Source organism: Microbulbifer sp. ABH2_005 (assembly GCF_056160005.1).
Map to the genome: position 1 here is coordinate 3015001 of NZ_JBSWWI010000001.1, position 22411 is coordinate 3037411.

Annotated in this window: 22 protein-coding genes; 5 read left to right on the forward strand and 17 right to left on the reverse strand. The window is 51.2% G+C overall.

Annotated elements, in window-relative coordinates:
• Window positions 1-59 precede the first annotated feature (59 nt).
• The 11 genes from csrA to ACXAFI_RS13210 all read right to left on the reverse strand — a co-directional run bounded on the left by csrA (window position 60) and on the right by ACXAFI_RS13210 (window position 10967).
• Entirely contained in the window at window positions 60-254 is a 195-nt protein-coding gene (csrA, locus tag ACXAFI_RS13160) for a carbon storage regulator CsrA (RefSeq protein WP_091391203.1), read from the reverse strand.
• Between the two features lie 239 nt (window positions 255-493).
• Window positions 494-1717: an aspartate kinase gene (locus ACXAFI_RS13165; RefSeq protein WP_475109173.1), complete on the reverse strand. Its 1224-nt coding sequence runs from the start codon at window positions 1715-1717 to the stop codon at window positions 494-496.
• 129 nt (window positions 1718-1846) lie between these two features.
• Window positions 1847-4459 carry an alanine--tRNA ligase gene (gene alaS / locus ACXAFI_RS13170; RefSeq protein ID WP_475109174.1) on the reverse strand — a complete coding sequence of 871 codons (2613 nt, stop codon included), beginning with the start codon at window positions 4457-4459 and terminating at the stop codon, window positions 1847-1849.
• A gap of 71 nt (window positions 4460-4530) precedes the next feature.
• The gene (locus tag ACXAFI_RS13175) at window positions 4531-4878 is read right to left on the reverse strand and encodes a histidine triad nucleotide-binding protein (RefSeq protein ID WP_152452366.1); all 348 of its coding nucleotides are present in this window, start codon (window positions 4876-4878) and stop codon (window positions 4531-4533) included.
• A gap of 4 nt (window positions 4879-4882) precedes the next feature.
• Entirely contained in the window at window positions 4883-5068 is a 186-nt protein-coding gene (locus ACXAFI_RS13180) for a Trm112 family protein (RefSeq protein ID WP_152452364.1), read from the reverse strand.
• 132 nt (window positions 5069-5200) lie between these two features.
• Window positions 5201-6040, reverse strand: a complete 840-nt coding sequence (locus ACXAFI_RS13185) for a lysophospholipase (RefSeq protein ID WP_475109175.1) — start codon at window positions 6038-6040, stop codon at window positions 5201-5203.
• A gap of 44 nt (window positions 6041-6084) precedes the next feature.
• A complete protein-coding gene (locus ACXAFI_RS13190; protein ID WP_475109176.1) occupies window positions 6085-7104 on the reverse strand; it encodes a class I fructose-bisphosphate aldolase in 1020 nt (339 codons plus the stop codon).
• Between the two features lie 46 nt (window positions 7105-7150).
• The gene (gene glpK, locus ACXAFI_RS13195; RefSeq protein ID WP_475109177.1) at window positions 7151-8629 is read right to left on the reverse strand and encodes a glycerol kinase GlpK; all 1479 of its coding nucleotides are present in this window, start codon (window positions 8627-8629) and stop codon (window positions 7151-7153) included.
• A gap of 99 nt (window positions 8630-8728) precedes the next feature.
• Window positions 8729-9217, reverse strand: a complete 489-nt coding sequence (locus ACXAFI_RS13200) for a regulatory protein RecX (protein WP_475109178.1) — start codon at window positions 9215-9217, stop codon at window positions 8729-8731.
• Entirely contained in the window at window positions 9218-10252 is a 1035-nt protein-coding gene (recA, locus tag ACXAFI_RS13205; RefSeq protein WP_475109179.1) for a recombinase RecA, read from the reverse strand.
• A gap of 199 nt (window positions 10253-10451) precedes the next feature.
• Window positions 10452-10967 (reverse strand): CinA family protein, encoded by a 516-nt coding sequence (locus tag ACXAFI_RS13210; protein ID WP_475109180.1) that lies wholly within the window; start codon window positions 10965-10967, stop codon window positions 10452-10454.
• Window positions 10968-11579: 612 nt separating this feature from the next.
• Here ACXAFI_RS13210 and ACXAFI_RS13215 point away from each other — a divergent pair.
• Both ACXAFI_RS13215 and ACXAFI_RS13220 read left to right on the forward strand, forming a co-directional pair.
• Complete coding sequence (locus ACXAFI_RS13215) at window positions 11580-13607, forward strand: glycoside hydrolase family 16 protein (RefSeq protein ID WP_475109181.1); 2028 nt, start codon at window positions 11580-11582, stop codon at window positions 13605-13607.
• 222 nt (window positions 13608-13829) lie between these two features.
• The gene (locus ACXAFI_RS13220) at window positions 13830-13988 is read left to right on the forward strand and encodes a galactose-binding domain-containing protein (protein WP_475109825.1); all 159 of its coding nucleotides are present in this window, start codon (window positions 13830-13832) and stop codon (window positions 13986-13988) included.
• 314 nt (window positions 13989-14302) lie between these two features.
• On the opposite strand, the gene ACXAFI_RS13225 is transcribed toward ACXAFI_RS13220, so the two are convergent.
• Complete coding sequence (locus ACXAFI_RS13225) at window positions 14303-14737, reverse strand: GNAT family N-acetyltransferase (RefSeq protein WP_475109182.1); 435 nt, start codon at window positions 14735-14737, stop codon at window positions 14303-14305.
• 27 nt (window positions 14738-14764) lie between these two features.
• Here ACXAFI_RS13225 and ACXAFI_RS13230 point away from each other — a divergent pair, with 27 nt between their 5' ends.
• Window positions 14765-15373: a tRNA-uridine aminocarboxypropyltransferase gene (locus tag ACXAFI_RS13230; protein WP_475109183.1), complete on the forward strand. Its 609-nt coding sequence runs from the start codon at window positions 14765-14767 to the stop codon at window positions 15371-15373.
• A 134-nt stretch (window positions 15374-15507) separates the two neighbouring features.
• Here ACXAFI_RS13230 and ACXAFI_RS13235 read toward each other — a convergent pair whose 3' ends face one another.
• The 5 genes from ACXAFI_RS13235 to ACXAFI_RS13255 form a co-directional block, all read right to left on the reverse strand.
• Window positions 15508-15843, reverse strand: a complete 336-nt coding sequence (locus ACXAFI_RS13235; RefSeq protein ID WP_152452344.1) for a DMT family transporter — start codon at window positions 15841-15843, stop codon at window positions 15508-15510.
• Window positions 15844-16598: 755 nt separating this feature from the next.
• A complete protein-coding gene (locus ACXAFI_RS13240) occupies window positions 16599-16784 on the reverse strand; it encodes a hypothetical protein (RefSeq protein WP_475109184.1) in 186 nt (61 codons plus the stop codon).
• Between the two features lie 124 nt (window positions 16785-16908).
• Window positions 16909-17238 carry a hypothetical protein gene (locus tag ACXAFI_RS13245; RefSeq protein ID WP_475109185.1) on the reverse strand — a complete coding sequence of 110 codons (330 nt, stop codon included), beginning with the start codon at window positions 17236-17238 and terminating at the stop codon, window positions 16909-16911.
• A gap of 43 nt (window positions 17239-17281) precedes the next feature.
• The gene (locus ACXAFI_RS13250; protein ID WP_475109186.1) at window positions 17282-17653 is read right to left on the reverse strand and encodes a transposase; all 372 of its coding nucleotides are present in this window, start codon (window positions 17651-17653) and stop codon (window positions 17282-17284) included.
• Between the two features lie 103 nt (window positions 17654-17756).
• A complete protein-coding gene (locus tag ACXAFI_RS13255) occupies window positions 17757-18500 on the reverse strand; it encodes a hypothetical protein (protein WP_475109187.1) in 744 nt (247 codons plus the stop codon).
• A gap of 762 nt (window positions 18501-19262) precedes the next feature.
• Here ACXAFI_RS13255 and mutS point away from each other — a divergent pair.
• Window positions 19263-21923 (forward strand): DNA mismatch repair protein MutS, encoded by a 2661-nt coding sequence (gene mutS, locus ACXAFI_RS13260; RefSeq protein WP_475109188.1) that lies wholly within the window; start codon window positions 19263-19265, stop codon window positions 21921-21923.
• A 137-nt stretch (window positions 21924-22060) separates the two neighbouring features.
• On the forward strand, window positions 22061-22384 hold the full coding sequence (fdxA, locus tag ACXAFI_RS13265) for a ferredoxin FdxA (RefSeq protein WP_020411359.1): 324 nt from the start codon (window positions 22061-22063) through the stop codon (window positions 22382-22384).
• Window positions 22385-22411 lie beyond the last annotated feature (27 nt).

Below are 22411 nucleotides of genomic sequence, written 5' to 3' on the forward strand. Positions count from 1 at the left end.
ACAATAAACAGCAAAAATAAAAAAAGGCCGGGATCCCGGCCTTTTAGAAAAAAGTTCGCTTACTCGTTGCCACCCTCCTCAGAGGATTGCTTTTCACGCTGGATGCGCTGGTAAATTTCTTCGCGGTGTACGGCTACTTCTTTTGGCGCATTTACGCCAATACGCACCTGATTGCCTTTCACCCCCAGCACGGTAACCGTGACATTGTCGCCAACCATCAGCGTCTCGCCAATTCGGCGGGTTAAAATCAACATTACCTACTTCTCCTTGATCATCCTGTGATAAAGAGCAGCCTGCACTTTCCCAAAGCTGCTCTTATTTGGTCATCATAACCGGGTGGCGGTACACGCAAGGTCAAAAACTACCCATCACACTCTTCAGTATTGACCAGTCGAACGAAATCTCAACAGGTTGGATGCAATGCCAAACAACTGAATCGAAATGGGAAGGCTCTCTTTGCCTTAACTCCGGTTATAGCGTTCTTTCATCTCTCTCACTTGGAGAGTTCAAACTCACTGTGCAAAGCGCGCACTGCCAGCTCGAGATAGCGCTCATCAATAATCACCGAAATCTTGATTTCGGAAGTGGTGATCATCTGAATGTTGATATTGTCTTCACCAAGCGCACTAAACATACGACTGGCCACATTTGCATGGGAGCGCATTCCCACGCCGACAATAGAAACCTTGGCAATCTTGTCGTCTGTGATCACCTCACGCGCACCAAGTTCCGCTGAGACACGCTCTAATACTTCGCGAGCCTTGCCTAAATCGTTGCGATGCACTGTGAAAGTAAAATCGGTGGTTCCATCAACCGCACTGATGTTCTGTACGATTACATCTACTTCGATGTTTTCTTTGCCAACAGGTGCCAAAATACGGCAGGCAACACCGGGATTGTCCGGGACACCACGGATCGTTAACTTGGCCTCATCACGGTTGAATGCGATGCCGGATACGACAGGTTGCTCCATCTCGTTATCTTCCTCATCCAGGCTTATCAGGGTTCCTTCACCCTCTTCAAAAGTCGAGAGCACGCGCAAAGGAACCTTGTACTTGCCAGCGAACTCCACGGCACGGATTTGCAGGACCTTAGAGCCAAGACTGGCCATTTCCAGCATTTCCTCAAAAGTAATCCGATCCATACGGCGCGCACTATCCACCACACGCGGGTCGGTGGTATAGACCCCATCAACATCCGTATAAATTTGGCATTCCGTGGCATCAAGCGCAGCAGCAAGCGCTACACCCGTGGTATCTGAACCGCCGCGCCCGAGAGTGGTGATGTTTCCGTTGTCATCCACTCCCTGGAAACCGGCGACCACAACCACTTTGCCGCTATCCAGGTCCGTGCGCATACGCTCGACATCAATACGCTGAATACGAGCTTTGGTATGGGCATTATCCGTGAGGATTTTGACTTGCCCGCCAGTATAGGAGCAGGCATCGTAGCCGCGTTTTTTCAGGGCCATGCTCAACAGCGCAATAGTGACCTGCTCACCAGTGGATACCAGTACATCGAGTTCGCGAGGGTCGGGTTTTTCCTGAATCTGGTAGGCTAGATCAATCAGGCGGTTGGTCTCTCCGCTCATTGCGGAAAGCACTACAACCATACCGTGCCCCTTCGCACGAAAGGCGGCTACCTTGTCGGCGACAGCTTCGATACGCTCGATAGAGCCCACGGAAGTGCCGCCATATTTCTGCACGAACAAACTCATAACTTTCTGTGTTTCCTTAGCTCCAGGCCAAGTCCGCGCACCGCTCGAAATCATGCAGGCGCGCACTTAATCACCAAACTTCGGCGAAATCAACTTCACACGCTATTTATGGCGCCAATTTGACCGAAATCAGCTTTTGAGAGAGCTCTCCACCCATTCAGGCACTTCCTGCAACATGCCTGGCAGAGCGGATGCGTCGGTCCCCCCCCCCTGCGCCATATCGCTGCGGCCGCCGCCTTTACCACCAATCTTGCCCGCGGCAAAGCGCATCAAATCACCCGCTGACAGGCGGTCGGTGAGGTCTTTAGTAACCGCTGCAACAAGGGCAACCTTCTCTTCGCCCGGTGCCGCCAACAATACGACGCCACTGCCCAGCTTATTTTTCATCTGGTCGGCCAGATCACGCAAAGATTTGGGGTCGGCTCCATCGATTGAAGCAGCTAACAGTTTAAAGCCCGCAATTTCTATCGCCTGGGCACTGAGATCACCTCCGGCACCACTGGCCAGCTTGGTTTTTAGCTGCGCAATTTCCTTTTCCAATTTGCGATTATTGAGCAGTAACTGCTCCACCTTATCCGCAAGTGTGTCTGGACGCGCCTTGAGAAGTGCCGCGACATGTTCGATCCGCTGCTCGGCACGATCAAACTGAGCCAATGCATGAGCACCAGTAACGGCCTCAATACGACGCTGCCCAGAGGCGATCCCGCTCTCACTGATAATACGCAAAAGGCCAATATCGCCGGTGCGTTTCACGTGGGTACCGCCACACAGCTCTACGGAGAAAGCGACACCTTCTGCAGCCCCCATGGAAAGGACGCGCACTGTATCGCCATACTTTTCACCAAACAGTGCCATGGCGCCCATTTCTTTGGCCGACTCAATATCTGTCTCACAGGTATCGACCGGTGTATTGGCGCGAATCTGTGCATTTACCAGGGATTCAATCGCGTGCAACTGCTTGGCGGTGACCGCTTCCGGGTGGGAGAAGTCAAAACGCAAGCGCTCTGAGTCAACCAGTGAGCCTTTCTGAGTCACATGTTCGCCGAGCACTTTGCGAAGAGCGGCGTGTAACAAATGAGTCGCGGAGTGATTTAAAGCCGTTGCCTGACGCACATCTGCAGACACCTCCGCAGTGAGCTGCTCACCGACAGCAATGGTTCCCTGTAGCAATTTACCGGTATGCAAATGATGGTCGCCCTGCTTGTTGCAGTCGCGCACCTCAAAACGGCCCGATGCGGCCTTTAAATAGCCACTATCGCCAACCTGACCACCTGACTCGGCATAAAACGGTGTGCGATCAAGAATTACCACACCGTCTTCACCTTCTTCCAGATGCTGAACCTGCTCACCACCTTTAACGATGGCAACCACGGTACCTTCGGCTTCAGTCGTTTCGTAACCGAGAAATTCCGTACTGCCCTGCAGATCCAGAGCTTCGGTGTAATCCTGCTTAAATTTACCGGCGGCACGTGCCCGCTCACGCTGGGCTTCCATAGCAGCTTCATAACCCGCCATATCCAGGGATAGACCGCGCTCGCGAGCTATATCCTGGGTCAGGTCTGTAGGAAAGCCGTAGGTATCGTGCAAAGTAAATACCAGCTCGCCGGGTACTTCACTGCCTTCGAGAGAGCTCAATGCGCTTTCCAGCAAGGCCATGCCCTTGTCTAAGGTCTTGGCGAATTGCTCTTCCTCCTTACGCAGAGCCTGCTCTATCAACGACTGCTTCTCGCGCAGTTCTGGATAGGCCTCCCCCATCTGATCTACCAGGGCGCTTACCAGTTTGTAGAAGAATACTTCCTGGTGGCCCAACTTGTGCCCGTGACGTACTGCCCGGCGAATAATGCGGCGCAACACAAAACCACGGCCTTCATTGGAAGGCATAACGCCATCGGCGATCAGGAAGGAACAAGAGCGGATATGATCGGCAATTACCCGCAGGGATTTTTCTTCCAGATTGTCGCAGCCAACAATTTCACTGGCCGCTCGCAACAGCGCCTGGAATAGATCGATTTCATAATTTGAGTGCACGCCCTGCATAACAGCGGCAATACGCTCCAGACCCATGCCGGTATCGACGGAGGGCTTGGGCAGTGGATGCAGCTCGCCGTCCGCAGTGCGCTCGTACTGCATAAATACCAGGTTCCAAATCTCGATATAGCGATCGAGATCATCGTTGTCGGAGCCGGGAGGACCACCGGGAACATCTTCACCGTGGTCATAGAAAATTTCTGAGCTTGGACCACAGGGGCCGGTATCCCCCATTTGCCAGAAATTATCCTCGTCGAGGCGGGAGAAACGCTCCGGGCTGACTCCCACTTCCTTTTGCCAGATATCGGCGGCCTCATCATCGCTAATATGCACGGTTACCCATAGGCGCTCTTCGGGCAGATTCAACACTTTGGTGAGGAAGTCCCAGGCAAAACGGATGGCGTCGCGTTTGAAATAATCGCCAAAGCTGAAATTACCCAACATCTCGAAGAAAGTGTGGTGACGCGCGGTATAACCTACGTTTTCCAGGTCATTATGTTTACCACCCGCGCGTACACAGCGCTGAGAACTCGCCGCGCGCTTATAGGGGCGCGACTCTTGACCGAGAAAGGTATCCTTGAATTGCACCATGCCGGCGTTGGTGAACAACAGGGTTGGATCATTGCCCGGCACCAGAGAGCTAGACGGCACCAGGGTATGGCCCTGTTCGGCAAAGTAATTCAGAAAGGCGTCGCGAATCTGTGCGCTTTTCATCCGGCGTAATTCCACTTCGTTAGTTGAGAGTTATTGAATGACACCGATGACGCGGTGTCTCGTCTGTTCCGCTACTGTGCGAGCCCCTGTTCGGGCATTAATTGTTGAGCCAGCAGATGAACATGCAGGTGAAATACGGTCTGTCCCGCGCTTCGACCATTGTTGACCACAAGTCGAAATCCCTCTAGCGCCAGCTTTCGCCCGAGTTCAGCAGCTACCCACATCAGGTGGCCGAGCAGGGCCTTGTCATCGCTTTTGGCGTCGGACAAGTTAACCAGGGGTTTACGCGGAATAATGAGGAGATGGGTCGGGGCTTGTGGCGCCCGGTCCTCAATAACGACACAAAGATCGTCCTCGTAGATTTTCTCGTTTGCTATTTCGCCCGAGATTATTCGACTGAAAACGCTGGGTTCACCCATTGGTTTATTTTTCCAGCTTTTCCTCAGCAGTCAGCTGACGCGCCTCGGATTCCAGCATTACCGGAATGCCATCCTTTATTGGATAGGCCAGACCACTGGCTTTACACACCAGCTCCTGGGTTTCCTCACGGTACTCAAGCGGCGCCTTGCTCACCGGACACACTAACAGGCTCAGTAACTTCTTATCCATGTTCCACCCCACGATTTCCCCCTGACATGACAAGCAGGGGGCAAAAATGACCGCGTATCATACAATGCTTCATAGGGTTTTTCACGGCATTCGCCACGGCTTCGAGTCTCCGGGGTTGGCACCCGCTTATTTTTATCCTGAGGTGACAGGGCCCACCTGTGGGGCGTAGGATTTCAGGTGCCCACACAGCAAGTCCCGCGCCAGGCGCCCGTCTTCCGCTTCGTTAAAAAGCTCGTGATAGGCCTCTGGAAAGCAGTGCAACATTTTACGAATCGACCCCATCCGCTCAAACCACTCACGGCTGACCGCCACATCCACGAGCCGATCGGATTCTGGCAGCAGCATTAGACAGGGCACCAACAATCGCTCCAGATTGGCGGAAATAAATTCCCGCTCACGCAAAAAGGTCTCAAACCAACGCAGGGAAACTCCGCGATGCACCAACTCATCCTCGCGGTAGGCTTCAACCACCGACGTATCCCGACTCAACCACTGGCTATCAAGCCTGCTGGAAAGTACCAACCCCGGGAACAGTTTTGCCAGTATTAACACCAGCTTCAATTCCAAACCCGATGGCTCTTTAGCTCCCCGGAATCCCGGCGCAGACAGGATGATACTATCCACCGCACCATAGCGAATGGCACTACCACAGGCGACCACAGCCCCCATACTATGCCCCAGCAGGTGCAACTTTGTACCGGGATTACCACTTTTGACCAGGCAGATGAACTCATAGAGATCCTCACAATAGAGGGAAAAATCCTCTATGTGGCCCCGCTTCCCTTCCGACAAACCGTGACCGTAATGATCCGGCACATAAACGCTGAAGCCGGCCCGATTGAGGTGCGCCGCCAAGGCACTGTAGCGACCACTGTGCTCTCCCAGCCCATGGGAAATCACTACAACCCCCTGCGCACCTTCAACCCACCAACGACGGTAATGCAGAATGACATTCCTTGTTACAAATTCCATGGCCACCCCCAACTTTTTATTGTTTTATCTCGGTTAACTTGTCCCTAGCCCTCACCTTCAAGGCTATCGCGGTACTTGCCCAACATAGCCAGGTGATTCATACACGCCCGCTTGACCAACGCCCTTTGCGCCACTTCGATGTTTTCCGCCTGACCACTCCAGGCCGTTAGCGCTGGCTGCTGGAGCGCCCGCCCATAGGAGAAGCTCAACTGCCAAGGGGCATTGTTAAGCTGATTGAGTGCGTTAAGGTTTTCTGTAGCCTCTTCTGGCCCCTGACCACCTGAGAGAAAATTGATACTAGGCACTGCGGCGGGCACACAGCGCCGCAGGCTGCGCAAGGTATGCTCAGCGACCTCCTGCGGCTCAACTTTAGGCAGTTCCGACCCGGGAGTAACCATGCTCGGCTTTAGCAGCATTAACTCCAAGATGACACCATGGCGATACAGGGCATGGAAAACGTTGTGCCAAACCTGCTCATTGACAGCAGCGGAACGCTCGAGATTGTGATTGCCATCCATAAGTACTTCCGGCTCAACAATCGGTACCAGGCCCTCGGACTGACAGGCAGCCGCGTAGCGAGCCAGCATTTCCGCATTGGCTGTGAGCCCCAATTCTGTGGGGTTATGGGGTGTCACCGGATAGACTTCCCGCCACTTGGCAAACCGCGCCCCCTGCGCCTTGTACTCCCGCAAACGCTCAATAAGCCCATCGAGCCCATAGGTGATCATATCTCCTACTGCGCCCGGTAACGGCCCCTTGCCTTTATCGACTTTGATTCCCGGCAAAATACCCTGTGCGGCCGCCACCTTCGGCAGAGGAGTGCCACCCCGATCACTTTGGCCGAGTGTTTCTTCAAACAGAATCACTCCACAAACAAAGTCTCCAAGACCCTCACTTGCCAGCAGGGCCGCACGGTAATCTCGGCGGTTTGTTTCAGTCGACTCCACCCCTACCGCAGAAAAGCGCTTGGCGATAGTTCCGCTGCTCTCATCTGCGGCCAGAATCCCGCGCCGGCCATCGACCAGGGAATCTATCGTTGCCTGCAACTCATCTCGAATCGTCATAGAGCACCTCCATGTGCCAAAACCCAGTCAAGGATAGCCGCTTCGATCAAAAAGCTTTACAGGCCGCGACCGCTCGCTGCCAACCCGCCAGCAAAGACGTTCTTTTTGTTGCGGGCATCCCCGGCAGAAAATCCCGTTCAATCTCCTGCAAACACTCGGGTAACCGGTGAAAATGCCAGAGATCACTGCCAATTCCCGCCAATAGCGCCGCCCCAATCGCCGTGGACTCTATCTGTCTAGGGCGCTCTACACGCAGGTCGGAAATATCAGACTGAAACTGCATCAGGAAATTGTTTGCACTGGCCCCGCCATCGACACGCATATGAGTGATATCGACCCCCAGGGCCTCCTCCATAAGCCGCGCCAGCTCATCACTCTGGTAGGCGATAGACTCGAGGGTGGCACGGACCACTTCTGCGCGTCCCGCCCCCCGGCTCAACCCACATAGGGTACCCCGCGCCGATGAGTCCCAGTGCGGGGCACCCAAACCACTAAACGCCGGCACTAAATACACACCACGGGTATTGGGGATGCTCTGCGCGATAACTTCAGTATCGACAGCCTGTTGAATCAGCCCCATTTCATCCCGCAGCCACTGTATTGCAGAGCCCGCGGTGAAAACCGACCCCTCGACCGCATAGGCCGGTGAGCCATGGATATCACAGGCGATGGTGGCAAGCAGACCACGGGGCGGATCGGGCCGCTTATCACCGGCATAGGCCAGCATAAAACAGCCTGTGCCATAGGTATTTTTGATATCTCCAGGATTGGTGCACCCCTGGCCAAACAGGGCCGCCTGCTGGTCACCGGCCACCCCACAAATGGGCGCACTAATTCCGGCAAAGGCCGCGGGGTCTGTATCGGCAAAGTGCCCTGCGGATGGCCTGATCTCAGGCAGAATGGATTCGGGGCATTCGAACAGCGCCAGTAATTCCGGGTCCCAACGCTTTTGCTCCAAGTTGTATAGCAAGGTGCGACTTGCGTTCGTGTGATCGGTCAAGTGCGCGCGGGCACCGCTCATTTTCCAGATTAACCAGCTGTCTACCGTGCCAAAACACAGATCCCCCCTGCGGGCACGCGCCTGCAATTCCGGCTGCTCGCGAAACAGCCACAATAGTTTGCTGGCAGAAAAGTAAGCATCCAGCAGCAGTCCGCTGCGCTGGCGCAGCCATTCGGATTTCCCTTCGGCGGCAAACTCTGCGCAAATGCCTGCCGAGCGCCGACACTGCCAGACAATCGCCCGATGTACCGGCTCACCTGTGTGCCGGTCCCACAGGATCGTGGTCTCCCTCTGGTTGGTGATACCCACCGCCTTTATATCGGACGCGCGAATCCCGGCACGCTGCAGAGCCGCGGCACAAACACGCTGGGTGACCTGCCAGATTTCCTCGGCATCCTGCTCGACCCATCCGGGTTCTGGATAGTAATTGGGAATCTCTGAATAGCTGCGGCCCACCAGGGCTCCACCACTATCAAAAACAAAGGCTGTGGTGCCCGTAGTGCCCTGATCAATGGACAGGATCATAAAGTCTCTCACGCTTATTATTTTTTCTCTCACTACCCTGTAGCCCGGCTGGGAAGCATAGCTTCCGTACTCCAAGCAAGCATGAGAGTATAAGCGTGATTACTCTTCGTCCAGCGCCCAGCAAATGGCGTCCGAGGGGAAACCGCGGTAAGCCAAGTAGCGCTGGCGGCGTGCGCGCTCTTTCATCTGCTGCTCACGCGGCAACGCCAAATCAATCGGCGATCGGTATTTACGCTGCAGCTGCTCAAGCGCCAAGGCAAACCAATCCACCTCCAACTGCTCCAGCGCCTGGGATAACAGCCCAGCGGAAATACCGCGCTGCTGCAATTCCTGGCGAATACGCAGGGGCCCCTGGCCACGCTGAACACGAGAGCGGGCAAAAACTTCGGCGAATCGCTGATCAGACTGATAGTTGAGTTCTTGCAGGCGCTCGAATAGCGCATCGAAATCGGCATCGGGGAACTTACCCACCAGCTTCTGCCTCAGCTCGAGACGGGAGTGCTCGCGGCGGGTAAGCAGCTCAAGCGCCGCGCCGAAAAGCGCTTGAGCCGGGTCAGCGGTGAAAGCCGCTTTTGAGGAAAAAGACACTTACTCTTCCGGCAGTTCCACAGCTTCTGCGGGGCTGGCCGGCACTAGGTCACCTAACAGTTGAGCGCGCAGCTGGCCTTCAATCTCGTTACGGATATCCGGGTTTTCACGCAGGAACTTGGTGGCATTAGCCTTGCCCTGACCAATCTTGTCGCCCTTATAGCTATACCAGGCGCCAGCCTTGTCAACCAAGCCCAACTTCACACCATAATCGACGACTTCACCAATCATATTGATGCCTTCGCCGTACATAATCTGGAATTCGGTCTGCTTGAAGGGTGGAGCCACCTTGTTCTTCACCACCTTCACACGGGTCTCGTTACCCACCACTTCATCGCCATCCTTCACCGAGCCGATACGGCGGATGTCCAGGCGCACGGAAGAGTAGAACTTGAGGGCATTACCGCCAGTGGTGGTCTCCGGAGAACCAAACATCACACCGATCTTCATACGAATCTGGTTGATAAAGATCGCCAGGGTGTTGGTGTTTTTAATATTGCCCGTCAGCTTGCGCAGCGCCTGGGACATCAGGCGGGCCTGCAGGCCAACATGGGAATCACCCATCTCACCCTCAATCTCAGCGCGCGGGGTCAAGGCCGCTACAGAGTCCACTACCAATACATCTACAGCACCGGAGCGCACCAGCATATCTGCCACTTCCAGGGCCTGCTCACCGGTATCGGGCTGAGAGACGATCAGCTCATCCACATTTACACCCAGCTTCTCGGCATAAATCGGGTCCAGGGCATGCTCCGCATCCACGAAAGCACAGGTGCCGCCTTTGCGCTGAGCCTCGGCAATCACCTGCAGGGTCAGGGTGGTTTTACCAGAGGACTCCGGGCCATAGATCTCGACGATACGACCGCGTGGCAGGCCGCCTATACCGAGCGCCACATCCAGGCCGAGGGAGCCAGTAGAGATTGCGGGGATGCGCTCGCGCTCTTTATCCCCCATGCGCATCACTGTGCCCTTGCCAAACTGGCGTTCGATCTGCGACAGTGCCGCCTTCAATGCCTTGTCTTTATTGGAATCCATGACCATTCCCGTATTTCTGAGCTGTGTTGAGTGGAGGCAAGCTTATCGAAGGATTACTGTATAGGCAACCAGTAATTCCGGCACAACCAGTACCACTCTTGCCAGCATGGAATCACAGCCCCCTAACCGGCACAGTCCCGCTGCAGCAAAGAGAAACAGGCCCCATGCCCTTCAAGAATGCCCTCCTAGATAGCACGCCCTAAACGGGGTGGTCATCCAGAATTGCCAGCATACCCTTGATAGCCTCCACCACCGTTTGAGCCTGCACGGTGGCGCGATCCCCTTGAAAGTGGAAACAGCGGGCATCAATCTGAACTGGCTCTTGCCCTTCCGCATGGGCCCAGGCAATCCACACGGTCCCCACCGGCTTTTCCTCAGTGCCTCCATTGGGCCCCGCAATACCGCTTACTGCCACAGAAAGGTTGGCATCCATCATAGCCAGCACCCCGCAGGCCATCTGCCGGGCAACAGGCTCGCTGACCGCACCAAACTGCTTCAAGTCCTTAACGTCCACCCCCAATACACTGTGCTTGATACGGTCGGCATAGCTGACGATAGAGCCGTCAAACCAATTGGACGCGCCGGAAATGGAGGTTATCGCCGCTGCAATCGCACCACCGGTGCAGGACTCCGCAGAAGTCGCAAACCAGTGGCGCTTTCCCAGCTCCTCGCCAAGCTGCTGTGCCAACATCGTTATCTCGCCATGATCAACCATTTTTCTTCCCGTTATTTATCTCTCTCGGCAACCATCCGCCAGGGCGACGTAAATATCACCGGATGATATGCGGTAGAAGGCGGCCCTACTATCCAGCTTATAATTTTCCAGCGCCAGGCCATAGCACATAGAATATCAACTTTTTCATGGACGGAATAAAGATAATAAGATTCCAGAAGCGACAGTGTAGTTACAGCAATGATAGTCAGAATAGAAATGGATTTAAAAAACTAGTTTAAAGCACAAGCCACTCAATCAAACCAAAGGAAAAAGTCTCCTATATAGATATTTAATTCTCACCGCAATTTAGCTTTTATGGCATTAAAGTCTATCTCTAAGACTCTTTCTGAAAACTTCAATAGAAACAACCCCGCAGCTGACTAAAAATTTTCACATCACTCGTATGCGGCAAGTAGGACCGACCTCACGATAAAGGGGTAGAACTGTCACCCCAGCACAATCGGTTATTTGTTAGGCTTTGATCGGTGCCAATAAAACTCAACCCAAAAATACTTTTCATTAAATCAACGGCACTCACTGCGATCATAAAACGCCAAATAACAATATTATTAAAACGGCATTCCTTATAAAAACCAACAAAGAAAACAAATTATGCTAGTTAAACAGTCAGCGATGGCACTGGCCATTCTCGGTATCTGTGCATCTCCATTAACCACCGCAAAAACCTTAATCTGGGAGGATAATTTCGATAATGACAGCATTGATAAGTCTATCTGGACCTACGATGTAGGTAGCTGGGGTTGGGGCAATAATGAACTGCAAAATTACACTGATAATAGTGATAACGCCTATATAGAGGATGGTAATCTGGTGATTCAAGCCCTGCGTAACAGTGACGGCAGTTTTACATCTGCTCGCCTAAAAACATTGGGCCGACTCTCTTATAAATACGGCTCAATAGAAGCCCGAATCAAACTACCCGACCTCAATGCCGGACTCTGGCCGGCTTTTTGGCAGCTCGGTAATAACTATGGTCAGGCCGGTTGGCCCGCCTGTGGTGAACTGGACATCCTCGAAGCCGGTATGGCGGAAGCACTTAATAGCGGCAGTGTAAATTCAGCTATCTCTGGCGCTTTCCATTGGCATCACGAATCCGATGACTACACCGGGCAGGCAGACTACGGTCAAAGCAAAAACCTTATTGAAGATTTTGGTTCCAGCAGCGACTTAACCGAGGACTATCATATCTTCGGCATGACCTGGACTCCCGACAGTATTACGATGTGGGTAGACGATGAAGCCAATGAGATAATCAGCATTGGGAGTGAAGACCCTGCGTTTGATGAATTTCGCCAAGAACACTTCCTGATCCTCAATCTCGCTGTGGGAGGCATTTTTCCTCAGATCTTCACCAATGAAGAAATCACTGCGCCGATGCCCGCCAAAATGTATGTGGATTATGTCCGTATTTATGATAATGACGACAGCAATTACAGCACTGAAATCACCCTAGCCAAAGACAGCGCAAAAACCGGCAACCTCGGTATATACGGTGACAATGAGAATATCACCGAATCTCTAGAACTCGGGACCGATACCGAGCTCTATGTTTGGAACAATATGGAGTCCATTGCAAGCCTGGAAGACAGTGAAGCACTGGAATTCAATATTGGTGCCGGCGATTGGTTTGGCATGGGCTTTTGGATGCACTATGACCTGAACATGATGCACTACCAGAATGGCCACCTAAACCTACGTATCAAGACCACCAGCACCGAAACCATCGGTATTGGCATTGCCAGTACTGGCAGCGGTAGCGATACCTGGGTTGATTTGGTCGATGGCGGTGAAGCTTATGGGTTAAAGCGCGATGGTGAATGGCACCAAGTCAGCATTCCGCTCAGCAAATATGCGGTGGATTTTCACACCATCAGTCAGACCCTAATGATTCGTGGTGGCGCACCTGCAGAGGACTTCACCCTGGCCATTGATGACATTTACTTCAGTGAGGGAGAAACAAAGACCATCCCCGCTGGCACCTTTTCCCTATACAGCGAAACTGTCGAGAACGATTCCACTTTTAAGCTGGGTACCGACGGCAATCTATATGTGTGGGAAAGCACACTGGTGGAAGCTCCTCAATCCCCATTCGAGGGAGAAAAGTCCCTTTCCTACCAGTCCTCTGGAGCTGGTTGGTTTGGCATGGCATTTACCGCCGATAGTTACTACGACCTGTCCGCTTTCGACAACGATACCGCCACACTAAATTTTGCCCTCAAAACCAGCAGCGATACCCCCTTCAAGATTGGTATGAAAAGTGGCAGCATCAATGATGTTGAACAAAAATGGATCGAATTTAACAGCAGCTCTGATCCCTACGACTTCATCCGTGATGGTCAATGGCATCAGGTATCCATCCCCATCAACGATTTCAGCGATGAAGTTGATATGTCTAACGTGATTCAACTCTTCGAGCTACTAGGAGTTGAGGGAAATATCGACGCTATTGAGATCGATAACATCTATTTTTCCAGTGGAACAACAGAATCCAACTGCCAGCGCCCACCCCGAAAATGCCGCCCACATCATGGGCGACATAAGCACCCTAAAGGAAAATGCAAACCCTGCGGCCCCCGCCCACCGAAAAATGGCCCCAGGCGCACGGTAATTGAAGGGTAAGAAAGCCAAGCTCTGTTTTTGAGTGTCTACCGCCCAAATAATGATTCACTAAACAATGAAATAGATGAATATTCATCTATTTCATTGTCGCCCATCATTAACGAGAACTTGTTAAGCCTTAACGAGAACTTGTTAAGCCTTAGCACTGTAACAAGCTAGAACTGCCTAAAACAATAAGTGTATATTTTCTAGACTTATCTTCTCCAACCCCACCCCCAGCCCATCGCCAATGCCAATGCCAATGCCAATGACGGCAGTACAAATAACCGCTGGGAGAGTGCTCACGGCCTGGATAGAGTCAACTTAACCTATGACCTTGGCACACAGCAGGCTATCAGCTCAGTAACTATCGACAGGGAGACCGCCAAGGCCACCGCCTAAACCTTACTTGGCAGTACCGATGGCAATAACTGGAGCACAACCCAATCCTTTTCTGGATTAAGTGCTGGCGAACGTCGAGAATCAATCAGTGTAGACGGCGACTACCGCTACTTAAAAATTGACTGTACGCAGCGCAATGTACTGATATTCCATCTGGGAGATCAATATTAACTAAATGAATGGAGTATCGCCTTGGCGATGATGCCCCGTTTATTACCTGGCCGTAAAAATTTTAGTTTCATTCAGACGGCATACTGCCACCCAATAATCCTAGGGCTACCCAATAGAATGAAAACAAATATCTATTGATCCAATTATCGATAGACCATTGCCAAAATTGAACGCCCCTGATTCAAGTAACTTTGGTACAGTTCGGCAACGGGTGTAGCCAGCGCTTCTACATCAACCCGCTCAAAGCCCAATGACAAATAAAAAGACTCTAAGTGGACATAGGGAAATGTAAAGGTATCCCCACCAAAGCGCTCACCTAGCAGTGTTAACAATAGTCGAGCAACGCCCTGCCCCCGATGCTCGGGAGCCACCGCAACTCCCGCCAGCAGTTTAAAGGTTTTATATCTGCGCAAGTATCCACAGCCAACTACCTCACCACGCTCGCTACGCACTACGGCACAATCCTCATGACGTTTGGCTTTGCCACGAAATCCATGCATGCGATAGAATTTGTTTGCCAGTGGAATCTCAATATCTGCCAGCCACTGAACCTTATAAGAAGGCTGTGTGATCCCCATAAATCTGCCTGTACCCAGTAGTCAAAAATGCCCAGAGAAACCTGTAATACCTGTTTGCGCCCACCCAAAGTTTGCTATTGCAGTGCCCTGGTGAGCCTTGCCAGTACCATAAGAGTGGTGATCATACAGCACCCGCAAGAGGAGAAGCACCCATTCAATACCGGACGCATGGCACACCTATGCCTGAGTAACAGCGAGCTGATGGTTGCTGAAACGTTATCTAAGTATCAGTTAGATACCCTGCTCAGTGACTCTTCAGCACTACTTTACCCTTCACTGGAATGGCTAGCTGACAGTACCGAACTCGATGAGAATCGTCATTTAGGGGAAAAATCCAGCAACAGGCAAGCAACCATCAAACAGCTAATCGTGATCGATGCTACCTGGAAGAAATCAAAAAGAATTCTCCACCTAAACCCTTTGTTGCAAAAACTTCCACGAATCAACCTTACTGGTGGTCTGGAATCAAATTACAAAATCCGCAAGACCTCTATTGCTGATGGCCTATCAACCATTGAGAGTATCGCCACTGCAATGCAACTGCTTGAACAAAGTGATATTTTTTTAAGATTACTGGAGCCATTCGACAAGATGATTGCTTTACAACAGAGAAGTTACACTGTCGAGCCAGCCTGAAATTAGCTCAGCTGATAAACCATAGCTATCCAATAGTTTCTTGAATCACTCACAAGTGTTCTCAATTTTTTTCATAGAAGAGCTTGTCCAACCTATACTCCACGACGGCCAAAATTGCCAACCCCATTTTGTATTTAACCACCGCTCACACTCCGGGAAAATAGATTTATTACTATAACCCCCAAGACGATAAGAGCTATACCTAAAGCCGCTCCCCAATCAAGCCTTTGCCCAAAGAAAACAAAGCCGACCAGAGTAATTAGCGCAACACCTACACCAGACCACACTGCATACGCGACACCAACCGGAATGGTCTTCAATGAAATAGAGAGCAAATAGAATGCAATACCATAAGATATGACCACTATTATCGATGGAATAACCTTAGAGAACCCATCTGAGTTTTTTAGAAATGACGTACCCACGACTTCAGCAACAATCGCCATGGAGAGATAAACCCAATGTGACATTCAATCTTCCTATTTAAATAGCTAACCAGATTCTGGAAAAGCAGATCATTCTTTCTCTGCTGGCCCACATACAAATGTGACCACATCAATACACGCAGGCCGGATACTCAACAATGATTCTATTGAAACTCCATTTGCAATAATAAGAACAAATATTTAAGTGGACATGAAAAAAACCATCTTAAACTCTCAACCACCTTTAATGATCTTATTGGACTGACTCCACCCCAACAATTTTAGATCCCAGGGGTAAGGTAGGAAACCTATACCGTTTATAGATTTACATGCTCGCCGTATCGTTGGGTGAGCCCTTTTAGGGCAACCAGATACAATATCAACTAAAAAAGCACTGGAAATGTCCTGGGAGCAGCGAGGAAGCCTGCTAGAGCCATGCTCCACTTGGGTTAGAGCAGCCAGTTTACCAGTCATCAGTTTCACCAAAGGCTTTAGTCTTACCGCAAGACCCAGAGCATGAGTCGGCGTGGAAATTACTGAGATAATGCGCCAACGGAAAGACTGTTTTGAGCCTGAAAATTGAATGGTACCATCTCTCGACTACACATCTATCACAGAAGCAAGGCAAGATATCAATCATTGCCTGATACTGGGAGCGTATTCTCCAATACAATGACAGAATACCGTCTGCAAAAGTGGAAGAAAAACTTAGCTTACTGTCCGGAATTAGTTGGCCACTAAATTTAGAAGGCGCGCACTTTTGTGCGTCGACTATCCAACCTCGTTATATGTAGTCATGCTCATTTGCTTGAATCTTCAGCTTTGGAAGAATCTTCTTCAGATTCACCCGATCGCTCTTCCTTTTTTTGAAGCTGCTTTCTCAGTAACTCATGCTTCCTTTTATAATAACGCTTATCTACCTGCCAGATAATAAGGCACAAAATGAAAGCGACACCGAGACCATAAATGTAACCCTTACCAAACATACATTTGCCCTTTCATCAATTTAAATTTGCACATAACACTTAATGCGCTTGCTGTAAAACCAAAGAGATGGTTTTGACATCAAGCACCTTTACTTGTTATGCGCTGTTGATGGCCAGCAACAAATCAGAAGCATTGCTTTCTTAGCTCTTTAAAAAGCTCTTTGCCTTTTTCATTTAGTTTACCTTTATGCCGGCCATAGACTTCAATATAAGGTGAATTTATGTAGGTTGCTTTAATAGCTCGCTGCCGAATCGCTTCTAATTTTGGGTTAGCAATTTCACAGGCCTCAAAGTAATCCCAACGTTTATAGTCAACATCATCCTTGATCCAAGACTCAAGGAGATTTGCAATCTCCTCAGGCTTCCACTCGACCGAACGCATGTTCCACTTCCTAAATAAGAGGAAGGCCATAACAGCCAAGCCACCTAAGCCCAGCCAATACAAAATACTCATATTGATTTACACTGGTCTTACCCATAAAAAGTAGACACTCTAACTATGCGTATTTTCGTTCATGCTCTGCTGGACTTACATAGCCCAATGCAGAGTGCCTACGAACCCTATTGTAGAAAATCTCAATGTATTCAAACACCTCAGACTTTGCTTGCTCTTCGCTTTCGAATGTTCCGGCATAGACCAGCTCGACTTTTAGCCTGCTAAAGAATGATTCCATTGCCGCATTATCCCAACAGTTAGCCTGGCGACTCATACTCGACTTGCACTTGCTTTCGGACAAGAGATCCTGGTATTTCTGCGATCTATATTGCACACCCCTGTCAGAGTGAACTATTAGTCCAGGCTTTTCCGCTCTCTTAACTGCTTCTCTACGGAACTCCTCCGTATACGCCTGAGTTCTTTTCTTACCCATGATACACCTCCGTGTTAGGCCTAAACCTAACTATACAGGGTGTCTACTCTATGGGGGAAGGTTTCCAGCGGAATGGCAGTCCGAACCATTGCCTTGTTATGCATCAACTGAAACTCATACCTATATGACAATTTTCCATTCCGCACCCTCGCCAACTTCCCCAATTTTCACCATCATTTGATGTTTCAAGAACGTCTTGCGAACCACGAAAAAACATCCCTTCGAACTCCATGTTCAACCGTTCTACAACTAGTCGCTTTGGAGGCTCAGACTTAAGAACTAACACTATGTCACCAGGCCCCTTTCGTATAGTGATTTTTGGTCCCTCACACTCAACGTCCCAATTATCTGCACCCACCGACCAAATATTATCTTCAATTTTCAGTGTTGCCGCGCCGGTATCATCACAGAACCTACCTGATAAAAGGAAAGGTTCATGTTCATGCTCAGGGTTATTAATTGATAGAATTGGTATGCCGCAGACAACAATGAGATGATCACAGTTCTTGAACGTGACACCTGCAAATGCAACTTCAATTGGATCACTTCCAAAATCAAAAGCTTCATTCGCGAATCCTTGCTGCAAACATTTCGGATTCTCATTGGCTTTTTTGACGGACTCAACAGATAGAACAGAACGCTTCCTTTTTTGATTACATTGCATACACAGTAAGGTCATCCCTTTTGGGTTATGTTCATCCGCATCCTTGAAGTCAGGATCAAAGTGCTCATAATCGTAAAGACTTAATCCACAGACGACACATCCGAAGCCACAACGTTGCCTGATTTCTCTTCTTATTGGTCTAGGTATAGTACGACTCAGACCAAATCTATTTCTCTCAGCCAATATCGCTCTCCTTTTGCTTAACAGTTAATTCAAAAGAAGCGTCTCTATATCACCCTTCTATATAATTCTAAAACCTTCAACCAAAATCATCTTAAATATCCCACAAAATCAAAGGGCTACACCAGTCGGCATGAATTCAAACAGGTAGATATATAGCAGCTTCTCAAAGAAATAGGAGAAGCTTCTCCTTAATTCTGATATATGCAGCAGGACATAGCGTTCAATACTATATTTTCCCATTTGATGATGTATATGTGTCTAAATTGAAAGCGCAAGCAGCCGCTTTGATGGGTTTCTTTGCTAACACTTACGATGAGAAAATAATAAAAGTTAGCCGGAATTAAATGCTATTACCTTCGTAAGTAACATCCTCCCAAAGGAGGATGTATGGCTATAGGAAGCTATCCCATAAGTTAAGAGCCTTACTCCCCAATGAAAACTCCTCCCCAAAAATTGGTATGCTGCAATTCATCCCTGTTGATGGTGATCAGCCATCCGTAGTGGTTTGCCCCCCACTCTGCTATTCTGCGCCCCCTTAAAGAAGCCCTTCGAACTTTGGGCTGGGCCTCTCGGTTCAGTTCAGCCTCGATTGTGTGCTTCAGGAACATCAGGCTTGGGCTTACTGTTCGATTTTTAAGCGGACTTTTCCATTAATAAGCCCTAAACATGCCTGCCCTCAACCTCGACCTAAGCTGACCGCACTTCCTGCGGGGCTTACGAGGTTTGCGAACACTTTTGTAACTTATTGATTTTCTTAGAAAAATGCCAAAAACCGCAACCAAGACCAAGGCCGCGAAACCCGAACACACTCCTATGATGCAGCAGTATTTACGCATCAAAGCCCAGCACCCCCAGGAGCTGGTGTTCTATCGCATGGGGGATTTCTACGAGCTGTTCTATGACGATGCCAAGAAGGCCGCGGAGCTGTTAGATGTCACCCTGACCGCGCGGGGCAAATCTGGTGGTGAGCCAATTCCCATGGCGGGCATTCCCTACCATGCGGCCGAGGGCTATTTGGCGCGCTTGATCAAGGCGGGGGTGTCTGTTGCCATTTGCGAACAGATAGGCGATCCGGCGACGAGTAAGGGACCAGTTGAGCGGCAGGTGGTACGTATTGTCACGCCCGGTACCGTCACTGATGAGGCGCTGTTAAACGACCGCCGCGATAACCTTCTGGCAGCTATTTCTCACTTAGGAGATGTATTCGGTCTCGCGCTATTGGACTTGGCGACCGGTCGCTTTGTGGTTCAGGAGACTGATACCCTGGAATCCCTGGTCGAACAGGTTCAGCGTCACAACCCAGCTGAGTTGCTCGCGCCAGAAGACCTCACTTTGCCGGTAGAAATCCAGCGCCGCGCCGGTGTGCGCCGACGTGCGCCCTGGGAGTTTGAGCTGGAAACCGCCCTGCGCCTACTCAATCAGCAGTTTGGCACTATGAATCTGGAAGCCTTTGGTTGCAGCCATATGCACGGTGCCATAGTGGCCGCTGGCTGCTTGCTGCAATATGCACGGGATACCCAACGCACCGAGCTACCCCATATTCGCGGCCTACACACCGAGAGCGGCGACGAAACCGTTGCTCTCGATGGCGCCAGTCGCCGCAACCTGGAAATCGACCTGAACCTGAATGGCGGCGATGACAATACCCTGCTGTCTGTTTTCGACAGCTGCAAAACCGCCATGGGTAGCCGCCTTTTGCGCCGCTGGCTGAACAACCCTCTACGCCAGCTCACTACGCTGCGCAACCGCCAGGATGCCATTGCTGCACTAATTGAAGAGTATGGTTTCGAATCCCTGCGTGATGCCCTGAAACCCGTGGGAGATATGGAGCGCATTCTGGGTCGCTTGGCACTGCGTTCCGCACGCCCCCGTGACCTGGCAAGACTGGGTCAGTCTCTGGCGCAGTTCCCCGAAATCCAAGAACAGCTAGCGAATTCCAGTGCCGTCCTACTCAAAGAGCTTTGTGGCCAGATCGGTGAATGGCCGGAAACCGTAGAACTGCTGCAAAAGGCCATTATCGAAAACCCGCCTGTGGTAATACGCGATGGTGGTGTTATCGCTACCGGCTACGATGAAGAGCTGGATGAGTTGCGCGCTATTAGCGAGAACGCGGGCGATTACTTGGTTCAACTGGAGCTTCAGGAAAAGGAGCGCACTGGTATCCCCACATTGAAGGTGGGTTACAACCGAGTGCATGGCTACTTTATTGAAATTAGCCGCGGCCAGAGCGACAAGGCACCTGCGGAATATATTCGCCGCCAGACCCTGAAGAATGCCGAGCGTTTTATTACGCCCGAACTGAAAGAGTTCGAGGACAAAGCACTCTCCGCCAAGAGCCGTGCCCTGGCGCGGGAGAAGGCCCTCTATGAGGAACTGATCAATCAGCTGAATGAATCCCTGGCAGAGCTGCAAGCCGCGGCGGCCGGCGTTTCTGAGCTGGATGTTCTGGCTTGTTTGGCCGAACGTGCCGATGACCTGCGCCTCTGCCGCCCCGAACTGGGTACTGAACCGGGCCTGCATATCAGTGGCGGTCGTCACCCGGTGGTAGAACAGGTATTGGATGAGCCTTTTGTGGCCAACGATATCGAACTGCGCGACGATCGCCGTATGCTGGTGATTACCGGCCCGAACATGGGTGGTAAATCTACCTATATGCGCCAGACTGCGCTGATTGCCCTGCTGGCACATTGCGGCAGTTATGTCCCTGCCGACAGTGCCCAGATCGGCCTACTCGACCGTATCTTCACCCGCATCGGCAGCGCCGATGATTTGGCCGGGGGTCGTTCCACCTTTATGGTAGAGATGACCGAAACCGCTAATATCCTGCGCAATGCCAGCGAGCACAGTCTGGTGCTGATGGATGAAATCGGCCGCGGTACCAGCACCTACGATGGCCTTTCCCTGGCCTGGGCCTGCGCCCACTACCTGGCCGGAGAAGTGCGCGCATTCACCCTGTTCGCCACTCACTACTTCGAACTAACCGATTTGCCTAACCAGTGTGCGGAAGCGGCCAATATCCACTTGGATGCCACCGAACACGGCGAGGGTATCGTCTTCCTGCACCGCATCCAGGAAGGACCCGCGTCCAAGAGTTACGGCTTGCAGGTGGCCAAACTGGCGGGTATTCCAGCGGATGTACTGACCGAGGCCCGCGCTCGCTTGGCAGCGCTGGAAGCCGGCGCCCAATCGGTAGATGTACCCGCAGCTGTTTCTAAACCTGATGCAACGCCTAAACAGGAACCTGAAGCGGTTGTGACTCCGGTGGTTTCAGCACCAGTTCAGCCCGGCTCTCCCCAACAGGTCGACCTGTTCGGCAGCCCCAGCCACCCGGCTGTGGATGCCCTCGAAGAGCTGGAGCCGGATGATATGACGCCACGCCAAGCGCTCGAAGCGCTTTATGCGTTACGCAAGTTATTGAAGTAAAAGGCTGGGCGACTTATGTCGCCCAGAGCAACTTGTTATAAACAGTGAACTAAATCGACTGAAAAGCCACTACAATTCGCGCCAGTAATTGATAAAATCCGTGCACGAAAGAATCAGTGCACTATTGAGGGACAATCATGACATTCGTAATTGGGGAAAATTGCATTAAGTGCAAATACACCGACTGTGTAGAAGTTTGCCCGGTAGACTGTTTTTACGAAGGCCCCAACTTCCTGGTGATCCATCCTGACGAGTGTATCGACTGCGCCCTGTGCGAGCCGGAGTGCCCCGCCAATGCGATTTTCTCCGAGGACGAAGTGCCCGACGATCAACAGGAGTATATCGAGCTAAACGCTGAGCTCGCTGAGGTTTGGCCCAATATCACCGAGAAAAAAGACCCGTTGCCAGACGCCGAGGAATGGGATGGCAAGAAGGGCAAGCTCGAACTTCTCGAGCGATAACAAAACACAAAAAAGCCGTCTCAGACG

Excerpts from the sequence above, each read along its gene's own strand:
- csrA (WP_091391203.1), bottom strand. The coding sequence starts at position 254 with ATGTTGATTTTAACCCGCCGAATTGGCGAGACGCTGATGGTTGGCGAC.
- ACXAFI_RS13165 (WP_475109173.1), bottom strand. The coding sequence starts at position 1,717 with ATGAGTTTGTTCGTGCAGAAATATGGCGGCACTTCCGTGGGCTCTATC.
- alaS (WP_475109174.1), bottom strand. The coding sequence starts at position 4,459 with ATGAAAAGCGCACAGATTCGCGACGCCTTTCTGAATTACTTTGCCGAA.
- ACXAFI_RS13175 (WP_152452366.1), bottom strand. The coding sequence starts at position 4,878 with ATGGGTGAACCCAGCGTTTTCAGTCGAATAATCTCGGGCGAAATAGCA.
- ACXAFI_RS13180 (WP_152452364.1), bottom strand. The coding sequence starts at position 5,068 with ATGGATAAGAAGTTACTGAGCCTGTTAGTGTGTCCGGTGAGCAAGGCG.
- ACXAFI_RS13185 (WP_475109175.1), bottom strand. The coding sequence starts at position 6,040 with ATGGAATTTGTAACAAGGAATGTCATTCTGCATTACCGTCGTTGGTGG.
- ACXAFI_RS13190 (WP_475109176.1), bottom strand. The coding sequence starts at position 7,104 with ATGACGATTCGAGATGAGTTGCAGGCAACGATAGATTCCCTGGTCGAT.
- glpK (WP_475109177.1), bottom strand. The coding sequence starts at position 8,629 with ATGATCCTGTCCATTGATCAGGGCACTACGGGCACCACAGCCTTTGTT.
- recA (WP_475109179.1), bottom strand. The coding sequence starts at position 10,252 with ATGGATTCCAATAAAGACAAGGCATTGAAGGCGGCACTGTCGCAGATC.
- ACXAFI_RS13210 (WP_475109180.1), bottom strand. The coding sequence starts at position 10,967 with ATGGTTGATCATGGCGAGATAACGATGTTGGCACAGCAGCTTGGCGAG.
- ACXAFI_RS13215 (WP_475109181.1), top strand. The coding sequence starts at position 11,580 with ATGCTAGTTAAACAGTCAGCGATGGCACTGGCCATTCTCGGTATCTGT.
- ACXAFI_RS13225 (WP_475109182.1), bottom strand. The coding sequence starts at position 14,737 with ATGGGGATCACACAGCCTTCTTATAAGGTTCAGTGGCTGGCAGATATT.
- ACXAFI_RS13230 (WP_475109183.1), top strand. The coding sequence starts at position 14,765 with ATGCCCAGAGAAACCTGTAATACCTGTTTGCGCCCACCCAAAGTTTGC.
- ACXAFI_RS13235 (WP_152452344.1), bottom strand. The coding sequence starts at position 15,843 with ATGTCACATTGGGTTTATCTCTCCATGGCGATTGTTGCTGAAGTCGTG.
- ACXAFI_RS13240 (WP_475109184.1), bottom strand. The coding sequence starts at position 16,784 with ATGTTTGGTAAGGGTTACATTTATGGTCTCGGTGTCGCTTTCATTTTG.
- ACXAFI_RS13245 (WP_475109185.1), bottom strand. The coding sequence starts at position 17,238 with ATGAGTATTTTGTATTGGCTGGGCTTAGGTGGCTTGGCTGTTATGGCC.
- ACXAFI_RS13250 (WP_475109186.1), bottom strand. The coding sequence starts at position 17,653 with ATGGGTAAGAAAAGAACTCAGGCGTATACGGAGGAGTTCCGTAGAGAA.
- mutS (WP_475109188.1), top strand. The coding sequence starts at position 19,263 with ATGCCAAAAACCGCAACCAAGACCAAGGCCGCGAAACCCGAACACACT.
- fdxA (WP_020411359.1), top strand. The coding sequence starts at position 22,061 with ATGACATTCGTAATTGGGGAAAATTGCATTAAGTGCAAATACACCGAC.